At 64.2% G+C, this 19,226-nt stretch carries 22 protein-coding genes and 1 tRNA gene; 12 read left to right on the top strand and 11 right to left on the bottom strand.

Annotated features, from left to right (window positions below; translation table 11 throughout):
- The first annotated feature begins 68 nt into the window (after window positions 1-68).
- The 5 genes from argF (at window position 69) to queE (ending at window position 3,943) form a co-directional block, all read left to right on the top strand.
- The gene (gene argF, locus IWY39_RS07780) at window positions 69-995 is read left to right on the top strand and encodes an ornithine carbamoyltransferase (protein ID WP_107124430.1); all 927 of its coding nucleotides are present in this window, start codon (window positions 69-71) and stop codon (window positions 993-995) included.
- 21 nt (window positions 996-1,016) lie between these two features.
- Complete coding sequence (gene hslO / locus IWY39_RS07775; protein ID WP_107124431.1) at window positions 1,017-1,976, top strand: Hsp33 family molecular chaperone HslO; 960 nt, start codon at window positions 1,017-1,019, stop codon at window positions 1,974-1,976.
- Window positions 1,977-2,120: 144 nt separating this feature from the next.
- Complete coding sequence (locus IWY39_RS07770) at window positions 2,121-2,534, top strand: DUF3617 domain-containing protein (protein ID WP_107124476.1); 414 nt, start codon at window positions 2,121-2,123, stop codon at window positions 2,532-2,534.
- Window positions 2,535-2,589: 55 nt separating this feature from the next.
- Entirely contained in the window at window positions 2,590-3,282 is a 693-nt protein-coding gene (queC, locus tag IWY39_RS07765) for a 7-cyano-7-deazaguanine synthase QueC (RefSeq protein WP_017182863.1), read from the top strand.
- 13 nt (window positions 3,283-3,295) lie between these two features.
- Complete coding sequence (gene queE, locus IWY39_RS07760; protein ID WP_107124432.1) at window positions 3,296-3,943, top strand: 7-carboxy-7-deazaguanine synthase; 648 nt, start codon at window positions 3,296-3,298, stop codon at window positions 3,941-3,943.
- A gap of 6 nt (window positions 3,944-3,949) precedes the next feature.
- On the opposite strand, the gene IWY39_RS07755 is transcribed toward queE, so the two are convergent.
- The 3 genes from IWY39_RS07755 to lipB all read right to left on the bottom strand — a co-directional run bounded on the left by IWY39_RS07755 (window position 3,950) and on the right by lipB (window position 5,742).
- Window positions 3,950-4,645 carry a hypothetical protein gene (locus IWY39_RS07755; protein ID WP_017182861.1) on the bottom strand — a complete coding sequence of 232 codons (696 nt, stop codon included), beginning with the start codon at window positions 4,643-4,645 and terminating at the stop codon, window positions 3,950-3,952.
- Between the two features lie 74 nt (window positions 4,646-4,719).
- Window positions 4,720-4,998 carry a hypothetical protein gene (locus tag IWY39_RS07750; RefSeq protein ID WP_026002334.1) on the bottom strand — a complete coding sequence of 93 codons (279 nt, stop codon included), beginning with the start codon at window positions 4,996-4,998 and terminating at the stop codon, window positions 4,720-4,722.
- Between the two features lie 48 nt (window positions 4,999-5,046).
- Window positions 5,047-5,742, bottom strand: a complete 696-nt coding sequence (gene lipB / locus IWY39_RS07745; protein WP_107124433.1) for a lipoyl(octanoyl) transferase LipB — start codon at window positions 5,740-5,742, stop codon at window positions 5,047-5,049.
- Window positions 5,743-5,822: 80 nt separating this feature from the next.
- Between lipB and IWY39_RS07740 the strand changes: the two genes are divergently transcribed.
- Window positions 5,823-6,617 (top strand): hypothetical protein, encoded by a 795-nt coding sequence (locus IWY39_RS07740; RefSeq protein ID WP_107124434.1) that lies wholly within the window; start codon window positions 5,823-5,825, stop codon window positions 6,615-6,617.
- Here the strand turns inward: IWY39_RS07740 and IWY39_RS07735 are convergent.
- Genes IWY39_RS07735 through IWY39_RS07725 form a run of 3 tightly spaced genes read right to left on the bottom strand, consistent with a single transcriptional unit; the run spans window position 6,599 to window position 8,574 of the window.
- Window positions 6,599-7,198, bottom strand: coding sequence for a GNAT family N-acetyltransferase (locus IWY39_RS07735; RefSeq protein WP_107124435.1), 600 nt, complete (start codon window positions 7,196-7,198; stop codon window positions 6,599-6,601). The two genes, IWY39_RS07740 and IWY39_RS07735, sit on opposite strands and share 19 nt — an antisense overlap.
- A gap of 6 nt (window positions 7,199-7,204) precedes the next feature.
- A complete protein-coding gene (gene hemF, locus IWY39_RS07730; RefSeq protein ID WP_107124436.1) occupies window positions 7,205-8,107 on the bottom strand; it encodes an oxygen-dependent coproporphyrinogen oxidase in 903 nt (300 codons plus the stop codon).
- Window positions 8,104-8,574 (bottom strand): tRNA (cytidine(34)-2'-O)-methyltransferase, encoded by a 471-nt coding sequence (locus IWY39_RS07725; protein WP_196871637.1) that lies wholly within the window; start codon window positions 8,572-8,574, stop codon window positions 8,104-8,106. The genes hemF and IWY39_RS07725 overlap by 4 nt, the downstream gene beginning before the upstream one ends.
- Before the next feature lie 196 nt (window positions 8,575-8,770).
- Between IWY39_RS07725 and petA the strand changes: the two genes are divergently transcribed.
- The 4 genes from petA (at window position 8,771) to IWY39_RS07705 (ending at window position 12,120) form a co-directional block, all read left to right on the top strand.
- Complete coding sequence (gene petA / locus IWY39_RS07720) at window positions 8,771-9,337, top strand: ubiquinol-cytochrome c reductase iron-sulfur subunit (protein WP_017182854.1); 567 nt, start codon at window positions 8,771-8,773, stop codon at window positions 9,335-9,337.
- A gap of 11 nt (window positions 9,338-9,348) precedes the next feature.
- On the top strand, window positions 9,349-10,641 hold the full coding sequence (locus tag IWY39_RS07715; protein WP_017182853.1) for a cytochrome b: 1,293 nt from the start codon (window positions 9,349-9,351) through the stop codon (window positions 10,639-10,641).
- Window positions 10,642-10,656: 15 nt separating this feature from the next.
- Window positions 10,657-11,508 carry a cytochrome c1 gene (locus IWY39_RS07710; RefSeq protein ID WP_017182852.1) on the top strand — a complete coding sequence of 284 codons (852 nt, stop codon included), beginning with the start codon at window positions 10,657-10,659 and terminating at the stop codon, window positions 11,506-11,508.
- Window positions 11,509-11,586: 78 nt separating this feature from the next.
- On the top strand, window positions 11,587-12,120 hold the full coding sequence (locus IWY39_RS07705; protein ID WP_107124438.1) for an adenine phosphoribosyltransferase: 534 nt from the start codon (window positions 11,587-11,589) through the stop codon (window positions 12,118-12,120).
- Window positions 12,121-12,137: 17 nt separating this feature from the next.
- On the opposite strand, the gene IWY39_RS07700 is transcribed toward IWY39_RS07705, so the two are convergent.
- On the bottom strand, window positions 12,138-12,758 hold the full coding sequence (locus IWY39_RS07700; RefSeq protein WP_107124439.1) for a 5'-methylthioadenosine/S-adenosylhomocysteine nucleosidase: 621 nt from the start codon (window positions 12,756-12,758) through the stop codon (window positions 12,138-12,140).
- Window positions 12,759-12,822: 64 nt separating this feature from the next.
- Window positions 12,823-12,897: transfer RNA gene (locus tag IWY39_RS07695), tRNA-Val, on the bottom strand.
- 127 nt (window positions 12,898-13,024) lie between these two features.
- On the opposite strand from IWY39_RS07695, the gene IWY39_RS07690 reads away from it, so the two are divergent.
- Entirely contained in the window at window positions 13,025-14,356 is a 1,332-nt protein-coding gene (locus tag IWY39_RS07690) for a dicarboxylate/amino acid:cation symporter (RefSeq protein ID WP_095686789.1), read from the top strand.
- Window positions 14,357-14,365: 9 nt separating this feature from the next.
- Here IWY39_RS07690 and cpdR read toward each other — a convergent pair whose 3' ends face one another.
- Window positions 14,366-14,743, bottom strand: coding sequence for a cell cycle two-component system response regulator CpdR (cpdR, locus tag IWY39_RS07685; RefSeq protein ID WP_017182848.1), 378 nt, complete (start codon window positions 14,741-14,743; stop codon window positions 14,366-14,368).
- Between the two features lie 154 nt (window positions 14,744-14,897).
- Between cpdR and IWY39_RS07680 the strand changes: the two genes are divergently transcribed.
- Window positions 14,898-15,791, top strand: a complete 894-nt coding sequence (locus IWY39_RS07680) for an N-formylglutamate amidohydrolase (protein WP_107124440.1) — start codon at window positions 14,898-14,900, stop codon at window positions 15,789-15,791.
- A gap of 3 nt (window positions 15,792-15,794) precedes the next feature.
- Here IWY39_RS07680 and IWY39_RS07675 read toward each other — a convergent pair whose 3' ends face one another.
- Both IWY39_RS07675 and IWY39_RS07670 read right to left on the bottom strand, forming a co-directional pair.
- Window positions 15,795-17,642, bottom strand: coding sequence for an acyltransferase family protein (locus tag IWY39_RS07675; protein WP_107124441.1), 1,848 nt, complete (start codon window positions 17,640-17,642; stop codon window positions 15,795-15,797).
- A 392-nt stretch (window positions 17,643-18,034) separates the two neighbouring features.
- Entirely contained in the window at window positions 18,035-19,039 is a 1,005-nt protein-coding gene (locus IWY39_RS07670) for a class 1 fructose-bisphosphatase (protein ID WP_017182845.1), read from the bottom strand.
- Window positions 19,040-19,226: the final 187 nt, after the last annotated feature.

The raw sequence follows: 19,226 nt of genomic DNA, 5'->3' as shown, positions 1-19,226 counted from the left end.
CTTTCTTCCGCAAGAAAGGAAGCGGCTTCGACTTCGCTCAGCCCGAACGGTCGAGGGGGTTGTTACCAATGACCAGACATTTTCTGAACCTGTCCGACGCAGGCGGCGATGCCATTGCCGCGATGATTGCCGATGCCATCGACCGCAAGGCCGCGCGGGCCAGCTGGCCCAAGGGCCGCGCCGATGCTGACGCGCCGCTGACGGGCCACACGCTGGCGATGATCTTCGAAAAAAACTCGACCCGCACGCGCGTTTCGTTCGACATGGCGATCCGCCAGTTGGGCGGCACGTCGCTGATCCTCGACGGCGCGACCAGCCAGCTCGGCCGCGGCGAGACGGTGGCGGACACCGCCCGCGTGCTCAGCCGCATGTGCGACGCGATCATGATCCGCACCGATGATCATGCCAAGATCGAGGAAATGGCCCATTACGCCACCGTCCCGGTCATCAACGGCCTGACCGACCTGTCGCATCCGTGCCAGATCGTAGCGGACCTGCTGACCGTGGTGGAACATGGGCTGGCGCTTCCGGGCAGCCAGTGGGCCTGGCTGGGCGACGGCAATAACGTCCTCCATTCGATTATCGAGGCGGCGGGCCTGCTGAAGTTCGACGTCCGCATCGGCGTGCCGCATGGCTATGATCCCGATCCCGCTTTTGCGGCAGCGGCGCAGGCGCTGGGGGCCAGCATCACCCTGACCCGCGATCCCGTGGCGGCGGTGGCCGGCGCGGACGTGGTCGTGACCGACACCTGGATTTCGATGGGCCAGTCCCATGCGGAAGAAAAGCTGGCGGCGATGATGCCCTATCAGGTTACGCCCGCGCTGATGGCTGGGGCGAAGCCGCAGGCCCGCTTTCTCCACTGCCTGCCCGCCCATCGCGGCGAGGAAGTCGTCGCAGACGTGATCGACGGCCCCCAGTCGCTGATCTGGGACGAAGCGGAAAACCGCATCCATGGCCAGAAGTCGGTCCTGCTCTGGGCGCTTGGAAAGCTTTAGAGCCGCCCTATATTCGGGTGAATGCATTGCCGCCCGATCCCGCAACCGGAGTCGGGCGGATCACAAGGAATCGTCATTCTGCCTCCTCATATCGACCATGCCATCGGCTTCACCATTCCGTCGCGTCATGCGCGCGGGCGAATCGTGCGGCTGGGGCCGGTGCTGGATCAGGTTCTGGCCGCCCACGCCTATCCCCCGCCGATCGAGCGGCTGCTGGCGTCGGCGCTGGTGCTTGCCGCGTTGCTGGGCAGCACGCTCAAGCAGGCGGGCGGGCAGCTGACGCTACAGGCGCAGACCGAAACCGGCGTCGTCCGGCTGCTGGTCGCTGACTATAAGAATGGCGAACTGCGCGGCTATGCCAAGTTCGACGCCGACCGGCTGGCCGAGCTTGGCCCGGACCCGACGCTGTTCGGCCTGTTCGGCAAGGGGTATCTCGCCATCACGTTCGATCAGGCGCTCACCGGCGAACGCTATCAGGGCATCGTCCCCCTCGACGGCGAAACGCTGGCCGATGCGGCGGAGCAATATTTCTTCCAGTCCGAACAGATCCCCAGCATCATTCGCATGGGCACCCGCCACGACGCGGGGCAGGGCTGCATCGCCGGGGGCATGCTGATCCAGCATCTGCCCGAAGGCGAAGTGGGGCGGGAACGGCTGCATGTCCGTCACGATCACCCGGAATGGGAGCATGTCCAGGCATTGGGCATCACGTTGGGCCAGGCGGAACTGACCGACGAGACGCTGCCGCTGACCGACATCGTCTGGCGCCTGTTCCATGAGGAGCCCGAAGTGCGGGTCATGGAGCCGTCGCCGCTGGCCAAGGGTTGTCGCTGCGACATCGCCCATATCCGTGACGTGATCGGCCGCTTTCCGGCGGAAGAGCGGGTTGAAATGGCTGGCAGCGATGGCATTATCGGGGTCGATTGCGCTTTTTGCTCGCGCATTTTCCCGCTCGCGCTCGACAGTTTCACGGCGCATTGAGCGGATCGTTACGCTAACGACATTTGTAATTTGGGCAAACTCGCCCGCGCGCGCTATCAAAATGCCGCAATTGGGCTTCATCTGTCGGTTAGGCGGATTGCGGCCCATCGGGCGCGTAATCCATGGCGGGACATAGGTAATATCATGGCAAGGAACGGACTGCGGACGCTGGCCGTCGCGGCGGCGATGATGACGGGGAGTTGGGCCGGGGCTGCCCAGCGCCCGTCGCTCGCGGCGCTGCGTCCGTTGCAGCCTGGCCAATGGGAATTGCACGAACGCGGGGAGGGCAGCGAAGACGGCCAGACCCGCAAGCTGTGCATCACCGATCTGCGCCAGTTGCTTCAGGTCCGCCATGGCCGCACGCTGTGCCGCAGCTTCGTGGTCAGCGACGCCCCGACCATGGCGACCATCACCTATGATTGCGCCGCTGCGGGCAATGGCCGCACCGACCTGCGCGTCGAAACGCCCCGGCTGGTCCAGATCAATTCGCAGGGGATTGCCGATGGCGCACCCTTCGCCTTTGCAATGGAAGCCCGGCGCATCGGCGACTGCCAATAATCGGACCATGATTGCGCCGCTTGCACTGGCGCGTCACGGGCGGTAGCGCGGGGCCATGGGTTCCAATGAACGAAAATTCGCCGTCGTCCTGCTATCGGGCGGCCTTGATTCGATGGTCGCGGGCGGCCTGGCGCGGGAAGCCGGCTATCATCTGCTGGCCCTGTCGATCGACTATAACCAGCGCCATCGCGTCGAACTGCGCGCAGCCGGACGGGTCGCGCAGGCGCTCAACGCCATGCGCCACATCGTCCTCCCGCTCGATCTGACGGCGTTTGGCGGGTCGGCGCTGACGGCCGACATCGCTGTGCCAAAGGGCGGGGTGGGTGACGATATTCCCGTTACTTACGTACCCGCCCGCAACACCATCTTCCTGTCGCTGACGCTGGGGCTGGCCGAAGTGGCCGGGGCCAGCGACATTTTCATCGGCGTCAACGCGCTCGACTATTCGGGCTATCCCGATTGCCGCCCCGAATTTATCGACGCCTTCCAGACCATGGCGGCCCTCGCGACCAAGGCGGGGGTGGAGGGCCATCCGATTCGCATCAACGCGCCGCTGCAACATATGAGCAAGGCGGACATCGTGCGTGAAGCGCATCGTCTGGGACTGGATGCCGGGGTCAGCTGGTCCTGCTATGATCCCACCCCGGACGGCAAGCATTGCGGCCTGTGCGACAGTTGCCGTCTGCGGTCCAAGGGGTTTGAGGAAGCCGGCCTGCCCGATCCCACCATCTACGCCGCCCGGCCCTGAACGGCGGCGGACGATGAGCTATGCCGTCAAGGAAATGTTCCTGACCCTGCAGGGGGAAGGGGTGCAGGCCGGTCGGCGTGCGGTATTCCTGCGCTTTGCCGGCTGCAACCTGTGGAGCGGGCGCGAACAGGATCGCGCGCAGGCGATCTGCCGCTTTTGCGACACCGATTTCGTCGGGACCGACGGCGATGGTGGCGGCAAATTCGCCGATGCTGATGCACTGGCTGATGCGGCCCTGGCTTTCTGGGGTGCGGGCGATGCTGGCCGCTATATCGTCCTGACCGGTGGCGAGCCGATGTTGCAGGTCGATGATGCGCTGGTCGACGCGCTCCACGCCCGCGGCTTCGCCATCGCGATCGAAAGCAACGGCACGCTGGCCGTCCATCCCGGCATCGACTGGATCTGCATCAGTCCCAAGGCTGGCAGCGATGTCGTTCAGCGCGAAGGCCATGAATTGAAGCTGGTCTGGCCCCAGCCCGGTGGCGGACACAGCATTGCCGATGTGGCGGCGATGGAGCAATGGGCCTTCGCCCATCATCTGCTTCAGCCGCTCGATGATCCCCATGCACAGGATAATGCCCGCGCTGCGATCGCGGTGGTCATGGATCGCCCACGCTGGCGGCTGACGGTGCAGGCCCATAAATATCTGGGCCTGCGGTAACGCCGGTCAGGGCTGCGCCTCGCCCTTCTGCGCATTCCATTGCTGCTGGCACTCGGGCTGCAAAACGCCCTTCTTCCAGCAATTGGCGGCCAGGGAGGGCATGGCGACCCTATAGTCGTAGCCGGGCGATCCATAATATTGCTCGCCCGCGACCACGAGCGACTTCTTGATCGAGGCCAGCCCATTGCGCGCCACTTCATGCAGAGTGCCGCGATCGGCGAAGATCGCCTGCCGCCCGACCACAGTGGCTGCCTGGCAAAAGCCCTTTTGCGCCTGCACCGTCGAATAGCCCGAATAGATGCGCGTGCCATATTGGTCCGACGCGGCCTGTCCGGGCCGTCCCTTGCCCACGGTCCGCTGGAAATAGCCCAATAGTACCGACTGCGCCGAATCGAGTTCCGCATCATGATGGGCGATCATCGCGTTATAATTGCTGATCGCCAGCAGCGTCGGCTCGAACTGGCATTGCAATGCGGCGATGTTGAGCGCCGCGCGCAGGTTCCACACCAGCCCGGCCTTGATCTCCGCCGCCGTTGCGCCGGGCAGGCCCATCGCGGTCGCGGCGGCCGCATCGGTCAGCGGCGGGGCCGACAGGTCGGGGGGCGACCAGAAAAACTGCGCGGCGGCAGGCTGCGCCATCATCGGCGCGGCGGCCAGCACGAAACCCGCAAGGATAGGGCGCAACGAGGAACGGAAGCTCATGAAACGATATTCTCCAACGGGACGTCCTGCGTCCCCCACCTATTCTCTCGACAAACTATATCAGGGCTGAACCGTCACTGATCGGCCAGAACCTCCGCATCTTCGGCCTGCGCCTTTTGCTCGGCTGGCTTGGGACGAGCGGCCGCCGCATTGTCGGCTGCATTGCTATTCGGCATCGCGACCGCCGTGCCTTCGCTCTGCACCCCGTCCAGATCGGTCATGGCATCGGTCGCGGTGCCGTCCACCACTTCCATATCCTTCATCTCGACCTTGTTGCCGCCCTTGTCGGCACTGCCACAGGCGGCAAGCGCAAACAGCATGGCGAAAGCTACGGTCATTGCGTTACGGCGCATCCGGGTCTCCTTCAGGCCCGGCAGCCTCGCCCGGCGAAAGGCCAGACCCTAGCGGTCCGTTCCGCATTGCTCAACCCCCGTGCCGCATCGGCCCAAGCGATTGAGAAAAGCAGGGAAATGCGCCCGTAAAGCATCGTCCAGCGCGGCCATGGAGGCGTTGCCGCCTAGCGCCGCAATGCTGGTGACGGGATATTCGCTGATCCCGCATGGCACGATGCCGGTAAAATGGGTCAGGTCTGGATCGACATTGATCGAAAAGCCGTGGAGCGTCACCCAGCGCCGCACCCGAATGCCCAGCGCGCCGATCTTCGCTTCCCGCCCGTCGCGGTCGTCGGTCCAGATGCCGATCCGCCCTTCCGCCCGCCGCGCAGCAATGCCCTGATCGCTCAATGCCGCGATCATCCAGCCTTCGAGATGATGGACGAAATTGCGGACATCCTTGCCGCGTTTGCCAAGGTCGATGTTGAGATAGCCGATCCGCTGCCCCGGCCCATGATAGGTATAACGCCCGCCGCGCCCGGCATCATGGACCGGAAAGCGCGGGTCGATCAGTTCCGCCTGATCGGCGCTCGTCCCGGCGGTGTAGAGCGGCGGATGCTCGATCAGCCAGACCCGCTCGCCCGCTTCGCCCGCATGGATCGCAGCGGCGCGCGCCTCCATGTCCGCCAGCGCTTGCGGGTAAGCGACAGGTGATCTGTCCACGCGCCATTCGACGTCAGGGGGAAAGGGCAAAATTTGGCTCATGACCCTTCCTTGACTTGGGCCGGGCGAGCGATCAAGTCTCGACCCGGTTTTACGCAGCGATCAGGCAGGCAGTTCAAGATATGGCAACGATGTCCATTGGCAAGGCATGGGAGGAGGCCGTGGCCTTCGTCGCGCGCGAAGCCACGCTGCTTTTCCCCGTCGCGCTGCTGTTCGTGGCGCTGCCGGGCCTGATCCTGCAGGAAATGACCCCGCCGGAACTCGCCGCCTGGTCGCTCTCGCCCACCGCATCGACCATGCCTGCGGTTCCCCTCAGCTACTGGCTGGGACTGATAGTGGCGGTCCTTCTGGTCTGGTTCGGATCGCTCACCCTGTTCGCGCTGGCCCTGCGTCCCGGTATCAGCGTCGGCGAAGCGCTGCGCCTGGGCCTCAATCGCCTGCCCGTATTGATCGGTACGGCCCTGGTGGTGATCGGGGCGCTGATGGCGGCTGCGATGGTGCTGGTCACCGTCATGATCCTGCTGTCACTGGTGTCGAAGCCGCTGGCAGCGGGCGGCGGGGTTCTGTTGGGATTCGGGCTGGTCGGGCTGGCGCTCTTCGCCAGTATCCGGCTGATGCTGCTCAATCCGGTCGTGATTGACGGCAGCGCTGGCGTCATGCCCTCGCTGCGTCAGTCATGGTCACTCACGCGCGGCCATTTCTGGCGGCTGCTGGCCTTCATCCTCATCACCCTGATTGTATCGGCGATCGCCAGCACGGCGGCGCAGGCGATCTTCGGTCTGATCGGCGGCCTCATCGGCGGCGCGGAAGCGGCGCGGCTGATCGGCGGAGTCGCTGGCGCTGTCATTTCGACAGCCATCCAGGTCTATATGCTGGTCATGATCGCCCGCCTCTATCGTCAGGCGTTGGCGGACTGATCCAGCAACGGCACATGCGGCGCACAGTCGCGCGGTAAAATACCGGCGAGGCGCGGGTCGGCGAATGTCTCGATCTCGCGCCTGGTCGGCACGAACCCGGCCTTCATATAGAATCCCAGCGCTGCGGGACTATCGAGCGTGCAGGTGTGGACCCAGAATCGCTCCACCCCCTTGCGCCATGCCAGCGCCCTGGCCTGCGCCATCAGCCATTTGCCATGGCCCTTGCCGTTCAGTTGCGGCACCAGCCCGAAAAAGGCCAGTTCGCAATCGGGCATCGCGCGGAAGTCCAGCTCCAGCAATCCGACCTCGATCCCGCGTGGATCAGCAACGGCGTAAATCTCGACCATCGGATCATGGATGATCGCAGCGAGCGATTCGTCGCTCATCACCAGCCGTGAAAACCACAGCCATGGCTCGCCCACCCGACGAAACAGGGCGCGATAGGTGTCGATCTTCGGCGCCTTCCATCGCACCAGTTGCAGCGGGGCGGGTGGAATCGGCGCGGGGCGGGGGCGCGCCCGCATTTCCAGATGAGTGACGACCGCCGCCACCATCCCGGGCTCGACCGGGATAGACCCCATCGCGCCTTAGCTCCAGCTGGCCATGGGCGGCAGGCTCATCAGGATCGCCTCGATATTGCCCCCGGTCTTGAGGCCGAACAGCGTCCCCCGGTCATGCACCAGATTGAATTCGGCATAGCGGCCGCGCCATTCCAGCATTTGGGCATAGTCCGCCTCGCTCCATTCGTCGCTCATGCGCCGCCTTACGATCGGCGGATACGCCTCCAGAAAAGCCTCGCCGATCGCGCGGGTAAAGGCGAAGTTGGCGTCGAACCCGGCATCGTCGGCACATTCCAGATGATCGTAGAAAATCCCGCCGACCCCGCGATGCACGCTGCGATGGGGAATGTAGAAATACTCGTCGGCCCACGCCTTGAAGCGGGGATAATAGTCCCCGTCATGCGCATCGCAGGCGCGTTTCAGCACATCGTGGAAATGGGCCGTATCCTCCTCGCGCGGCAAGGGCGGGTTCAGGTCCGCGCCGCCGCCGAACCAGCTTTTGGTCGTCACCAGATAGCGCGTGTTCATATGCACGGCGGGAACGTGGGGATTGGCCATATGCGCGACCAGGCTGATGCCGGTGGCGAAGAAGGCGGGGTTTTCGGCCGCGCCATGGATCGTCTGCGCGAATCCGGGGGCGAATTCCCCGCCGACGGTGGAGACGTTGACGCCGACCTTCTCGAAAATCTTGCCCTTCATCACCCCGCGCACGCCGCCGCCGCCTTCGCCGGGCGCCTGCCCTTCGGCTTCGCGGTCCCAATGGGTGTAGGCAAAGCGGGCGTCGCTGCCGGCCTCCCGCTCGATCGCCTCGAACGCGGCGCAGATTCGGTCGCGCAGCGATTCGAACCAGGCGCGCGCGGCCTGCTGCCGGGAATCGAGGGCAAAGGGAACAGTGGGCACAGGGGCTGGGGTTATCGGGGCAGGGGTCATTGCGGGAACTTTCCGGTCTGGCGCAGGGCTTCGGCGACGGCGATGCCCGTGGAAACGGCGATGTTCAAGGATCGAAACCCCGCCGCCATCGGAATGCGGATGCGGATGTCGGCCATATCGCGCACCGTCTCCGGTACGCCGGCGCTTTCCGATCCCATCAGCAACACGTCGTCGGCGTGGAAGGCAACGTCGGGCAGCCGCTCCGACGCATGGGCGCTCATCAGCAGCAGGCGGCGGCCCTGCGCGCGGCGTTCGGCGTCGAAGGCCGCGAAATTGGCATGGCGTGTGACATCGGCCGACGCGCCATAGTCCATGGCCGCGCGCTTCAGCCGCGCGTCGGAAAAGGCGAATCCGGTTGGCATGATGATGTCCACCGGCACGGCGAAACAGGCGGCCAGGCGCAGGATCGCGCCGACATTGCCCGCTATTTCGGGTTGATAAAGGGCTGTACGCATGACCCGCGCCATAATGCAGCGGGGCAAATTGTCATAGGGTCAGTGACTTTGCTGTTGGCAAAGAGCGCGCACTGAGGTTATCAGGCCCGCGAACCACGCCGGGGGGAAGGCGGGGCCGTTTCGCATGGCCATCCGAATTCCTTGACATAATGGCGCCGGAAACGGCGCTCCGGCGGGATCAGGGACGTTCTTGCAAGGGTTAAGGTGCATGGCGATCGTTGAACATACAGACAGCACGGGTCTATCCGGCGATGATGGGGTGCGTCGTCGCGATTTCATCAACATCGCTGCGGTGAGTTTCGCGGGGGTCGGCGCTGTTGCCGTCGTCCTGCCGTTGATCGACCAGATGAACCCCAGCGCCGACGTGCTGGCGCTTGCATCGACCGAAGTTGATCTTTCGGCCATCCAGCCGGGTCAGGCGATCAAGACCACCTTCCGCAGCCAGCCGCTTTTCGTGCGCCAGCTGACGGAAAAGGAAATCGCCGAAGCCGACAAGGTGGACCCTTCCACGCTGCGCGATCCGCAGACGCTGGAAGAGCGCACCGTGGATGGCAAGAAGCAGTGGCTGGTGACCATGGGTGTCTGCACCCATCTGGGCTGCGTGCCGCTGGGCGCGGGCGAAGGTGAAAATCGGGGTGAATATGGCGGCTATTTCTGCCCATGCCATGGTTCGTCCTACGATACCGCCGCGCGCATCCGCAAAGGCCCCGCGCCCAAGAACCTGGAAGTGCCGAAGTTCGCCTTCACTTCCGACACCGCCATTCTCGTAGGCTGAGGTAAGAAACGATGAGCTTTCCCTGGGCTGAGCAATATACGCCGAAAAATCCGGTCATGGTGTGGATCGACGAGAAGCTGCCGCTTCCGCGTCTCGCCTATAACGCCGTTGGCGCGGGCTATCCCGTGCCGCGCAACCTCAACTATTTCTGGAACTTCGGTGTTCTCGCCGGTCTTGCGCTGGTGATCCAGATCGTCACCGGCGTGATCATGGCGATGCATTACGGCGCCAATGATCTCGTCGCGTTCAGCACCGTCGAACAGACGATGCGTGACGTGAACGCGGGCTGGCTGATGCGCTATGCTCACGCCAACGGGGCAAGCTTCTTCTTCATCGTCGTCTATCTCCACATTTTCCGCGGCCTCTATTTCGGTTCCTACAAGGCGCCGCGCGAAATGGTGTGGCTGCTCGGCCTCGTCATCTTTCTGCTGATGATGGCGACCGCTTTCATGGGCTACGTCCTCCCCTGGGGCCAGATGTCCTACTGGGGCGCAAAGGTGATCACCGGCCTGTTCGGCGCGATCCCGGTCGTGGGCGAACCGATCCAGACCTGGCTGCTGGGCGGCTTTGCCCCTGGTAACGCTTCGCTCAACCGCTTCTTCTCGCTCCACTTCCTGCTGCCCTTCGTGATTGCCGGTGTCATCATCCTGCACATCTGGGCGCTGCATATTCCCGGTTCCTCGAACCCGACCGGCGTGGAAGTGAAGGGGCCGCAGGACACTGTGCCGTTCCACCCCTATTATACCGCAAAGGATGGCTTCGGCGCGGGAGTGTTCCTCATCGCCTTCTGCGCGCTGCTGTTCTTCGCCCCCAACTTCCTGGGCCACCCGGATAACTATATCGAGGCGAACCCGCTCTCGACCCCCGCGCACATCGTGCCGGAATGGTATTTCTGGCCCTTCTACGCCATCCTGCGCGCGTTCACCGTGGACTTCTTCTTCGTGCCCGCAAAGCTGCTGGGCGTGCTGGCGATGTTCGCGTCGATCCTGCTGCTCTTCTTCCTGCCCTGGCTTGACACCTCGCCGGTGCGGTCGGGCAAGTATCGGCCGACCTTCAACAAGTTCTTCTGGATCCTGTGCCTCGACGTGCTGATCCTGGGCTGGTTGGGCGGCGCGCCGGCCGAAGAACCCTATGTCATGATGAGCCAGTTGGCGGGTGCCTATTATTTCGCCCACTTCCTGATCATCCTTCCGCTGATCTCGCGTTTTGAAAAGCCGCTCCCGCTGCCCGGCTCGATTACCGAGGCTGTGCTGGCCAAATATGGCAAGACCGACGGCGAAACCGTCGCGGTTCCGGCCGAATAAGGGGTAGATAAGACCATGGTTCGCATTGGCGCATTCCTCGTCGGCCTCTTTTTTGCAGGCTGGCTGTTCATCTCCTTCCTGGTTGGTGCGGTGGCTTATGTCTCCGAACCGCCGCAGCCGACCGTGGAGCATGAATTCCACAAGCCGGTAAAGCATGTGTCCTTCTCGTTTGACGGGCCGCTTGGCAAATATGACCAGGCGCAGCTGCAACGCGGCTTCCAGGTGTTCAAGGAAGTCTGCTCGGCTTGCCACAGCCTGAAATTCGTCGCTTTCCGCGATCTTCAGGCGCTCGGCTATAACGAAGCCGAAGTGAAGGCGATCGCCAAGCAGTGGGCGATCAAGACCCCGTCGGTCGACCCGGCCACTGGTGAGGCGTCGAGCCGCGATCCCGTGCCCGCGGATCATTTCCCCCTGCCTTTCGCGAACAATGTCGCGGCGGCGGCGGCGAACAACAATGCGATCCCGCCAGACCTGTCGCTGATGACCAAGGCCCGCCACCATGGCAGCGCCTATGTCTATTCGCTGCTGACGGGCTTCCAGGCGCAGCCGGCTGAACTGCTCAAGGAGTTCCCGGACGCCAAGACGCCGGAAGGGCTGCACTACAACCCCTATTTCCCGAACCTCAACCTTGCCATGGCGCCGCCGCTGACGGCTGATGGCCAGGTGACCTATGGTCCCGGCCAGCCCAAGCCGACCGTCGACCAGATGGCGCAGGACGTTTCGGCCTTCCTGACCTGGACCGCCGAACCCAAGCTGGAAAACCGTCGGCGCGCGGGTCTGGCGACGCTGATCTTCCTGCTGATCGCGACGGGCCTGGCTTATATGTCCTATCAGAATATCTGGGCTGACAAGAAAAAGGCGGCCTGACCGTCCGGTCCGACAGGACAAGCATAGCAAAGGGCGCGGTTTCTTGAGGAAGCCGCGCCCTTTCTCTATAGGGGCGCGATGACCAGCGACCTGACCGACCTCATTCGCACCATTCCCGACTTTCCCAAGCCGGGCATCCAGTTTCGCGACATCACGACGCTGCTGGCCGATGGGGAAGGGCTGCGCGACCTGACCGCGCGCCTGGCCGACATTGCCCGTCCGCTGGACCCGGACCTGATCGTGGGTGTCGAGGCGCGGGGCTTCATCCTGGGCGCGGCGCTGGCGTTCACGCTCGGCAAGGGCTTCGTGCCGGTGCGCAAGAAGGGCAAGCTCCCCGGCAAGACCGTGGGCATCGATTATGTTCTGGAATATGGCACCGACCGGCTGGAACTGCATGAAGGCCAGGTGCCCAAGGGCGCGCGCGTGGTGCTGGTCGATGATCTGATTGCCACTGGCGGGACGGCTGTGGCTGCGGCGCAATTGCTGCGCGAACAGGGGGCAAGCGTGCTGATGGCCCTGTTCGCGATCGACCTGCCCGATCTCGGCGGCATGGCGGCGCTCGCCGCCGAAGGCGTCGCCGCGCGGGCCATCATGGCATTTGCGGGCGAGTAGCCGACCCTCGCACGTCGCTATTTTGCCAGCGCGGCCGCCAACCCGTCGACCGCCAGTGCCAGCCGCTCGTCCAGCAGGCCCAGCAACGCCGTCCAGCCATGGATATGGGCCAGTTCGCCCGGCCCGTCGGAAATGCCGCGCAGCCCCATCAGCGGGACGCCAAAACGGGCGCAGGCGCGCGCCACTGCGAATGTCTCCATGTCCACCATGTCGGCGTCGATCGCCGCATAGTCATCGCCGCCCACGATATTGGCGCCGGTCGACAGCCGCGCGCTCGGCAAAGCGAGGGGCGTGACCAGCGGCAGATCGACCGGATGATCGGCGAACGGCGTCACCCCCTTTACGAACCCCAGCCGCGACGCATCCATGTCGCGCCACGATACGCTGGCCACCTGCACCACTTCGCCCAGCCCGCAGATCCGCGATCCGGCCGATCCCAGGCAGACGACCAGATCGGGCAGGGCGTTTGCGCGCGCCATGTCGTGCAGGGCAATGCCGGTCGCCAATGCCGCCTCGATCGGGCCAACCCCGGTCATCAACGGCGCGAATCGGGCACGCAGTTGCGGCCCATATTCCGCGTCGGCCGCCATCACGAACAACAGGCGCTGCCCCGAAATCGTCTCGCAAACCGGGATCATATCATCCTCCGCCTGTAGCAAAAGAGAAAGCCCGCCACCTGAAACCAGGCGACGGGCTTTGTCATGGTGGGCGTAGCAAGGATTGAACTTGCGACCCCTGCGATGTCAACACAGTGCTCTACCACTGAGCTATACGCCCACGGGAGTTGGGCCAATAGCCGGGGGACCGGACCTGCGCAAGCGGGAAATTGCAGGGGTGCGACATTCTTCTGGACAGGGCAGGGACGGCCCATATGCTGCGGTGCAAACAGGGGGACGCCAGACCTATGCTGCCATCGCCATCTTCGCCGATCCAGACGACGCCGCGTCTGCCATGGTATCGCCAACTCTATGTTCAGGTACTGATCGCGATCGCGCTGGGCGTCAGCATCGGCCATTTCTTTCCCGACATGGGCGTGCAGCTGAAGCCGCTGGGGGACGCATTCATCAAACTGGTGAAGATGATCATCGCCCCCGTCATTTTCCTCACCATCGTCACCGGCATTGCCGGAATGAAGGAATTGGGCGCGATCGGCCGGGTCGCGGCCAAGGCTTTTGCCTATTTCCTGACCTTTTCGACGCTCGCGCTCATTGTCGGGCTGATTGTCGCCAATCTGGTCCAGCCGGGTGCTGGCCTGAATATCGATCCGGCCAGCCTCGACGCGGGCAAGGTCGCGGACTTCGCGCACAAGGCGCATGAAACCACGCTGACGGGCTTTCTGATGAGCATCATCCCGTCGACCATGGTGTCGGCGGTCGCGGACGGCAACATCCTGCAAGTCCTGTTCGTCGCCATCCTGTTCGGCATCGCGTTGACCATGATCGGCGACAAGGCGGCGCCGTTGATGGCGGTCCTCGAATCGGCCAGCCATGCCGTATTCAAACTGGTCGCCTTCCTGATGAAGGCGGCGCCGGTCGGGGCGTTCGGGGCGATGGCCTTCACCATCGGCGAATATGGCGTGGGCACGCTTGCCAATCTGGTCGGTCTGGTCGCGACCTTCTACCTGACCTCGCTGCTATTCGTGCTGGTGGTGCTGGGCACGGTCGCGCGGCTGGCCGGCTTCAACATCCTGCACCTCATCCGTTACCTGAAGGCGGAACTGCTGCTCGTGCTGGGAACATCCTCGTCCGAAGCCGCGCTGCCCAGCCTGATCGAGAAGATGGAGCGGGCGGGCTGCCGCAAGTCGGTGGTCGGGCTGGTCGTGCCGACCGGCTACAGCTTCAACCTCGACGGCACGAACATCTACATGACGCTGGCGGCGCTGTTCATCGCGCAGGCATGCAATGTCGACCTGACCCTGCAACAGCAGGTGTTGCTGCTGCTCGTCGCGATGATTTCGTCCAAGGGCGCGGCGGGCGTGACGGGCGCGGGGTTCATCACGCTGGCGGCGACGCTGTCGATCGTGCCGTCGGTGCCCGTCGCGGGCATGGCGCTGATTTTGGGGGTCGACCGCTTCATGAGCGAGGTTCGGGCACTCACCAACTTTGTCGGCAACGCCGTCGCCACCATCGTCGTATCGGCGTGGGAAAAGGGGCTGGACCGCGAAAGGCTCACCGCCGCAATGGCCGGCATCCCGCTCAACCCCACGGCCGATATGGAAGAAGTGATCGAGGATTGACGGGCGGGGTCAGTTCAGCCCGGTCAGGCTTTCGCTGCCGAACATCCGTTCAACCTCCAGCACCAGGTCGCGCAGGTGGAAGGGCTTGGACAATACCTTGGCCTGCGGCACTGCCTTCCCGGCCTTCAGCGTCACCGCGGCAAAGCCGGTAATGAACATGATCCGCATGTCCGGGGCCACGGACGCCGCGTGCTGCGCCAGTTCGATCCCGTCCATTTCGGGCATCACGATATCGGTCAGCAACAGGTCGAATCGGTCGGACGCGATATGGGGCAGGGCTTCGGTGCCGGTCGCGACGGCCACGACCTCATAGCCGGACCGTTCCAGCGCACGGGCCAGATAGACCCGCATACTCTCGTCATCTTCCGCCAATAATATGCGAACCATTGCGCCAGCTACTCTCATTGCCGTTTCCGGCCTGTCCCCCATGCCCCCGTCAGGGTGGCGTCCCTGTCCGATATATGCGACAAGGTGTAAACATTATCCAGCCAAGTAACCATTTTTGGTGCGGCCACTCATATGGCCGGTGAAAGGAGCCTTATTGGATCGTCCCGCGCCATGTCCTCCCGCCCGGACCGAGGCGGGTTTCGACCAATTCGGCCCCGTCAATCCCGACCGGCCCATCATCCTTTCCGTACCCCATGCCGGGCGCGATTATCCGCCCGAACTGCTGGCGCAAGCGCGGGTACGGCGGCAACAATTGCAACGGCTGGAAGATCGCTGGGCCGACCTGCTGGTCCATCCGCTCATCGCGCGCGGCTTCACCGTCATCCTTGCCCGCGCGCCGCGCGCGCTGATCGACCTCAACCGTCACGAGCGCGAAATCGACCCTGCCATGCTCGTCGGCGCGCCGCGCGACGCCGCGCTTCAGAGCAGCGTCAAGCTGCGCGGCGGGCTGGGCCTTTTCCCCCGCCGCATGGTCGGCGCGCATGAATTATGGCACAAGCCTGTGGCGTGGAGCGAGGCGCAGCGCCGGATCGAAACGATTCACCGGCCCTATCATGCCGAACTGACCCGCCTGATGAGGGCAGCGCGCGACGCCTTTGGCCATGCGATCCTGATCGACCTTCATTCCATGCCGCCGCTGCCGCCGCCCGCCGCCGGGCAGGAAGCGCCCAAAATCGTGCTGGGCGATCGGTTCGGGCGCAGCGCCTCCACCCGGCTGATGACGCTCGCGGCCGATGTCGCCGCGGGCCATGGCATCGTCGCGGCGCAAAACCATCCCTATGCCGGCGATCATCTGATCGAACGCCATGGTCGTCCCGAAAGCGGCATGCACGCGATCCAGATAGAGGTGGATCGCAGCCTCTATCTGGATGACGTGCTGGATCAGCCGGGGCCGGGCCTCGCCCGGATACAGGGGATCATCATGGCCATCGCCCAGGCGTTGGCGAATGAATTGCCGCGCGCCGATTATGCGCTGGCGGCCGAATAGGCGTCAGCCGCCGCGCGCGATGACCAACCGCGCGCCCGTTACGCTCAGATGGTGCGAATCGAAATAGAGCGGCTTGCCGTCCTGCTCGATCGCGCAGTGCCGGGCATCGCACAGCGCGACTGCCGGATCGATCAGCCTGACGCCCCGTGCCTGCCATCGCGCAAATAGCGCGCGCAAATGGACAGTCCGCGCATCCAGCCAGGACCGCGCGACGCCTTGCGCCTCTGCCAGTCGCCCGGCGCGTGCGAGGTGGGCAAGGCGGCGCGGCACGTCAAAGGGTTGCGGAGGCACCGCGCCGATCAGCACGACCTCCCGCCCTTCTGCCCGGATCGCGGTGATGCTGCGGTCCAGCTTCGCCACGAATGCCGGATCGTCAAACGCGCCATTGGCCCAGAAGGCGGCCAGATAGACGCGGCGGATGGCGGGGTTTGCGCGCAATGCGGCAAAGGCGGCGCGATTGGCCGCCGCGCACCGCGCATCCCTGGGCGCATCATAGCCCAGCACCGGCGGGCAACTCGATGTCGTGCGCTGCACCAGCGCCCATCCTTGCGCCCTGGCCTCCAGCGCCAGCGCATAGGCCAGTTCGACCCCATGACTGTCACCCCATAGCATCGCATCGGGCGGGACCGCCGCGCCCAGCACGCATGGCGTCGCGCCACGGGCGAATATGTCGTGGCAGCGCTTGCGTTCGGGGCTGATGTCGTCGCGCCCGGCGGCCTGCGCCAACACCGTCGGCGCGAAACGCGATGGCCATGGACCCGCCGCCATCAAGGCCAGCGACAGGCTGCACAGCAGCGCCATGGTCGCGCCGGTGAAGCGGAAGATGGTGCGCGCGGGCATCGCCTGCGAATCGCGGAAAGGGCGCTCGACAAAGCGCCAGGACAGGATCGCTGCGACAAATGATCCGGCAATGACCGCGATTCGCGTCCAGCCCGTAACGGCCATATCGGTCGCATATTCGGTGAACACGATCAGCGGCCAGTGCCACAGATAGAGCGAGTAGGAGACAAGACCCACGCCCACCAGTGGCGCCCAGCCAAGCAACCGTCCCGCGCTCGTCCCCGGCGCGCTGTGGATCAGCGCTGCCGCGCCCAGCACCGGGGCGAGGGCGGCGATGCCGGGGAACAGCGTGTCGCGATCATAACAGCCGACCGCGAACGCGATTCCGGCGATCCCGCCCCATGCTACCAGCTCGCGCAACCAGCGCGCCTTTAGCGCGGGCACGACGCCCAGCGCCAATGACGCCCCCGCCAGCAATTCCCAGGCGCGCGTCGGCAACAGATAGAAGGCGAAACCACTGGTATCGCGCTGCATCGCGATCGACAGCAGCAGCGATCCTGGCGCAATCGCCATCACCACCGCCGTTCGCCAGCGCGGAGCGAAGCGGGCGATCAGCATCAGCAGGATGGGGAAGCCGATATAATATTGTTCCTCCACCGCCAGCGACCATGTGTGGAGCAGCGGCTTGACGTCCGCGCCCCCCGCGAAATAGCCGGTGTCGGTAAAGAACCACAGGTTCGATGCAAACAGCGTGGCGGCCAGCGCGGACCGTGGCACCCCCTCCAGGTCTCCGGGCAGATAGAGCCAGGCGCTCAGCCCCAGCACCACCAATATCATCAGCCCCAGCGCCGGGACGATCCGCCGGAATCGCCGCTCGTAAAAGCGCGCGAGTGAGAAGCGGCCATCATCGACTTCGCGGGCGATGATGCCGGTGATCAGATAGCCTGAAATGACGAAGAATATATCGACGCCGACATAGCCGCCATCAAATCCCGGCACATGGGCGTGGAACAGCAGCACCGGCAGAATCGCCAGGGCGCGCAGTCCGTCGATATCGCGGCGATAATGCATCGGCCCCGCTTAGGGGCAAAGCCCTGACATTTGCTTTACCGGCGACTCGAACGGACGTGGGGATGGTTAAAATTGCAGCAAGCGATTGCGTTTGGCGCAACCGCGCTTTCATCCTTCGCATTTGCGAAAATTCTGCCCCGGCGGCAAAAGAACTGTGCCTTTCAGGCATCCTCTCCTAAACTTTTTGGGCTGGTCTGCGGATCGGCCCTTTTTTTGGCTCCGGCTTGGTCTAGGCGAATTGCGCTACAGCCGCGCCATATAAAATGTTTCTGGAGAGGGGCCGCCGGTAAGACCGGCAAGGCGAGGCCATAGCAAGGGGGATTGAGCGGCGCTCCGCTCTCCCCCACTTTTCCTATCTCTGACTATCGCGGAACAGGAACGCCGCCGATCGGCTATTCCCGTCCATAGGCCGTGACCATTTCCACTTCCGCCTTGTCACCCAGAATCACGCCGACGCGCTGGTGCAGGCTGGTGGCGTCGACATCCATGATCGGGATGAAGCCGTCGGTGGCCGCGCCGCCGGCCTGCTCGATCAGATAGCTCATCGGATTGGCTTCATACATCAGGCGCAGCTTGGCCTTTCCGGGCGTACGATGGTCGGCGGGATACATGAAGATGCCGCCGCGCTTCAGGATCCGGTGGACGTCCGCGACCATGGAAGCGGTCCAGCGCATATTGTAATCCACCCCGCACGGCCCCTGCGCGCCCATCACCCGTTCTTCGATATAGCGGGCGATGCCGGGCGACCATTGGCGGCGATTGGACATGTTGATGGCGAATTCGCACTTGCCCTGCGGCATCTTCATGTCGGGATCGGTCATGACCCAGCTGCCGACTTCGCGGTCCAGCGTGAATTCATATACGCCGGTCCCGACGCTCAGCACCAGCAGCGTCTGCGGGCCATAAATGGCATAGCCCGCTGCGACCTGCGCCCGGCCATTCTGAAGGAAATCCTCTTCCGTCACTTCGCGACCGGCACATTCGTCGGGCGCTTTCAGCACCGAAAAGATCGTCCCGACCGACAGGTCGACGTCGATATTGCTGGACCCGTCGATCGGATCGAACAGCAGCAGATATTCACCCTTGGGGTAGCGGTTGGGGATGCGGTGGATCGTTTCCATCTCTTCCGACGCCATCGCCGCCAGATGTCCGCCCCATTCATTGGCGTCGAGCAGCAGTTCGTTGGCGATCACGTCCAGCTTCTTCTGCACTTCGCCCTGCACATTTTCACTGTCCAGGCTGCCCAGCACTTCGCCCAGCGCACCCTTGCTCACCGAATGGCTGATCGTCTTGCACGCGCGCGCCACGGTTTCGATCAACAGGCGCAATTCGGCGGGCAGCGCATTGGCCAGCCGCTGTTGTTCGATCAGGAAACGGGTGAGGGTGGTTCTGGCCATGGGCTGCCTTTCGCTTGGGACTGGTGCGCCGCAGCCGGGGGCTGCCGCTTGAAAAGGAGAACGCGCCTTCGCTATGCGACTGGTCTCGTCCAGTCCAGTCGCTTGGACCGCGCTTTTGCCGATGATAGCGCACCCATGTGACAAAGTGTGTCAGTTGGAACCCGCGGGCCTTCCTGTCGTTGCGCTG

The organism is Sphingobium sp. JAI105 (genome assembly GCF_015752145.1).
GTDB classification, from domain to species: domain Bacteria; phylum Pseudomonadota; class Alphaproteobacteria; order Sphingomonadales; family Sphingomonadaceae; genus Sphingobium; species Sphingobium xenophagum.
This window is presented reverse-complemented; position numbering and strand designations above follow the sequence as displayed.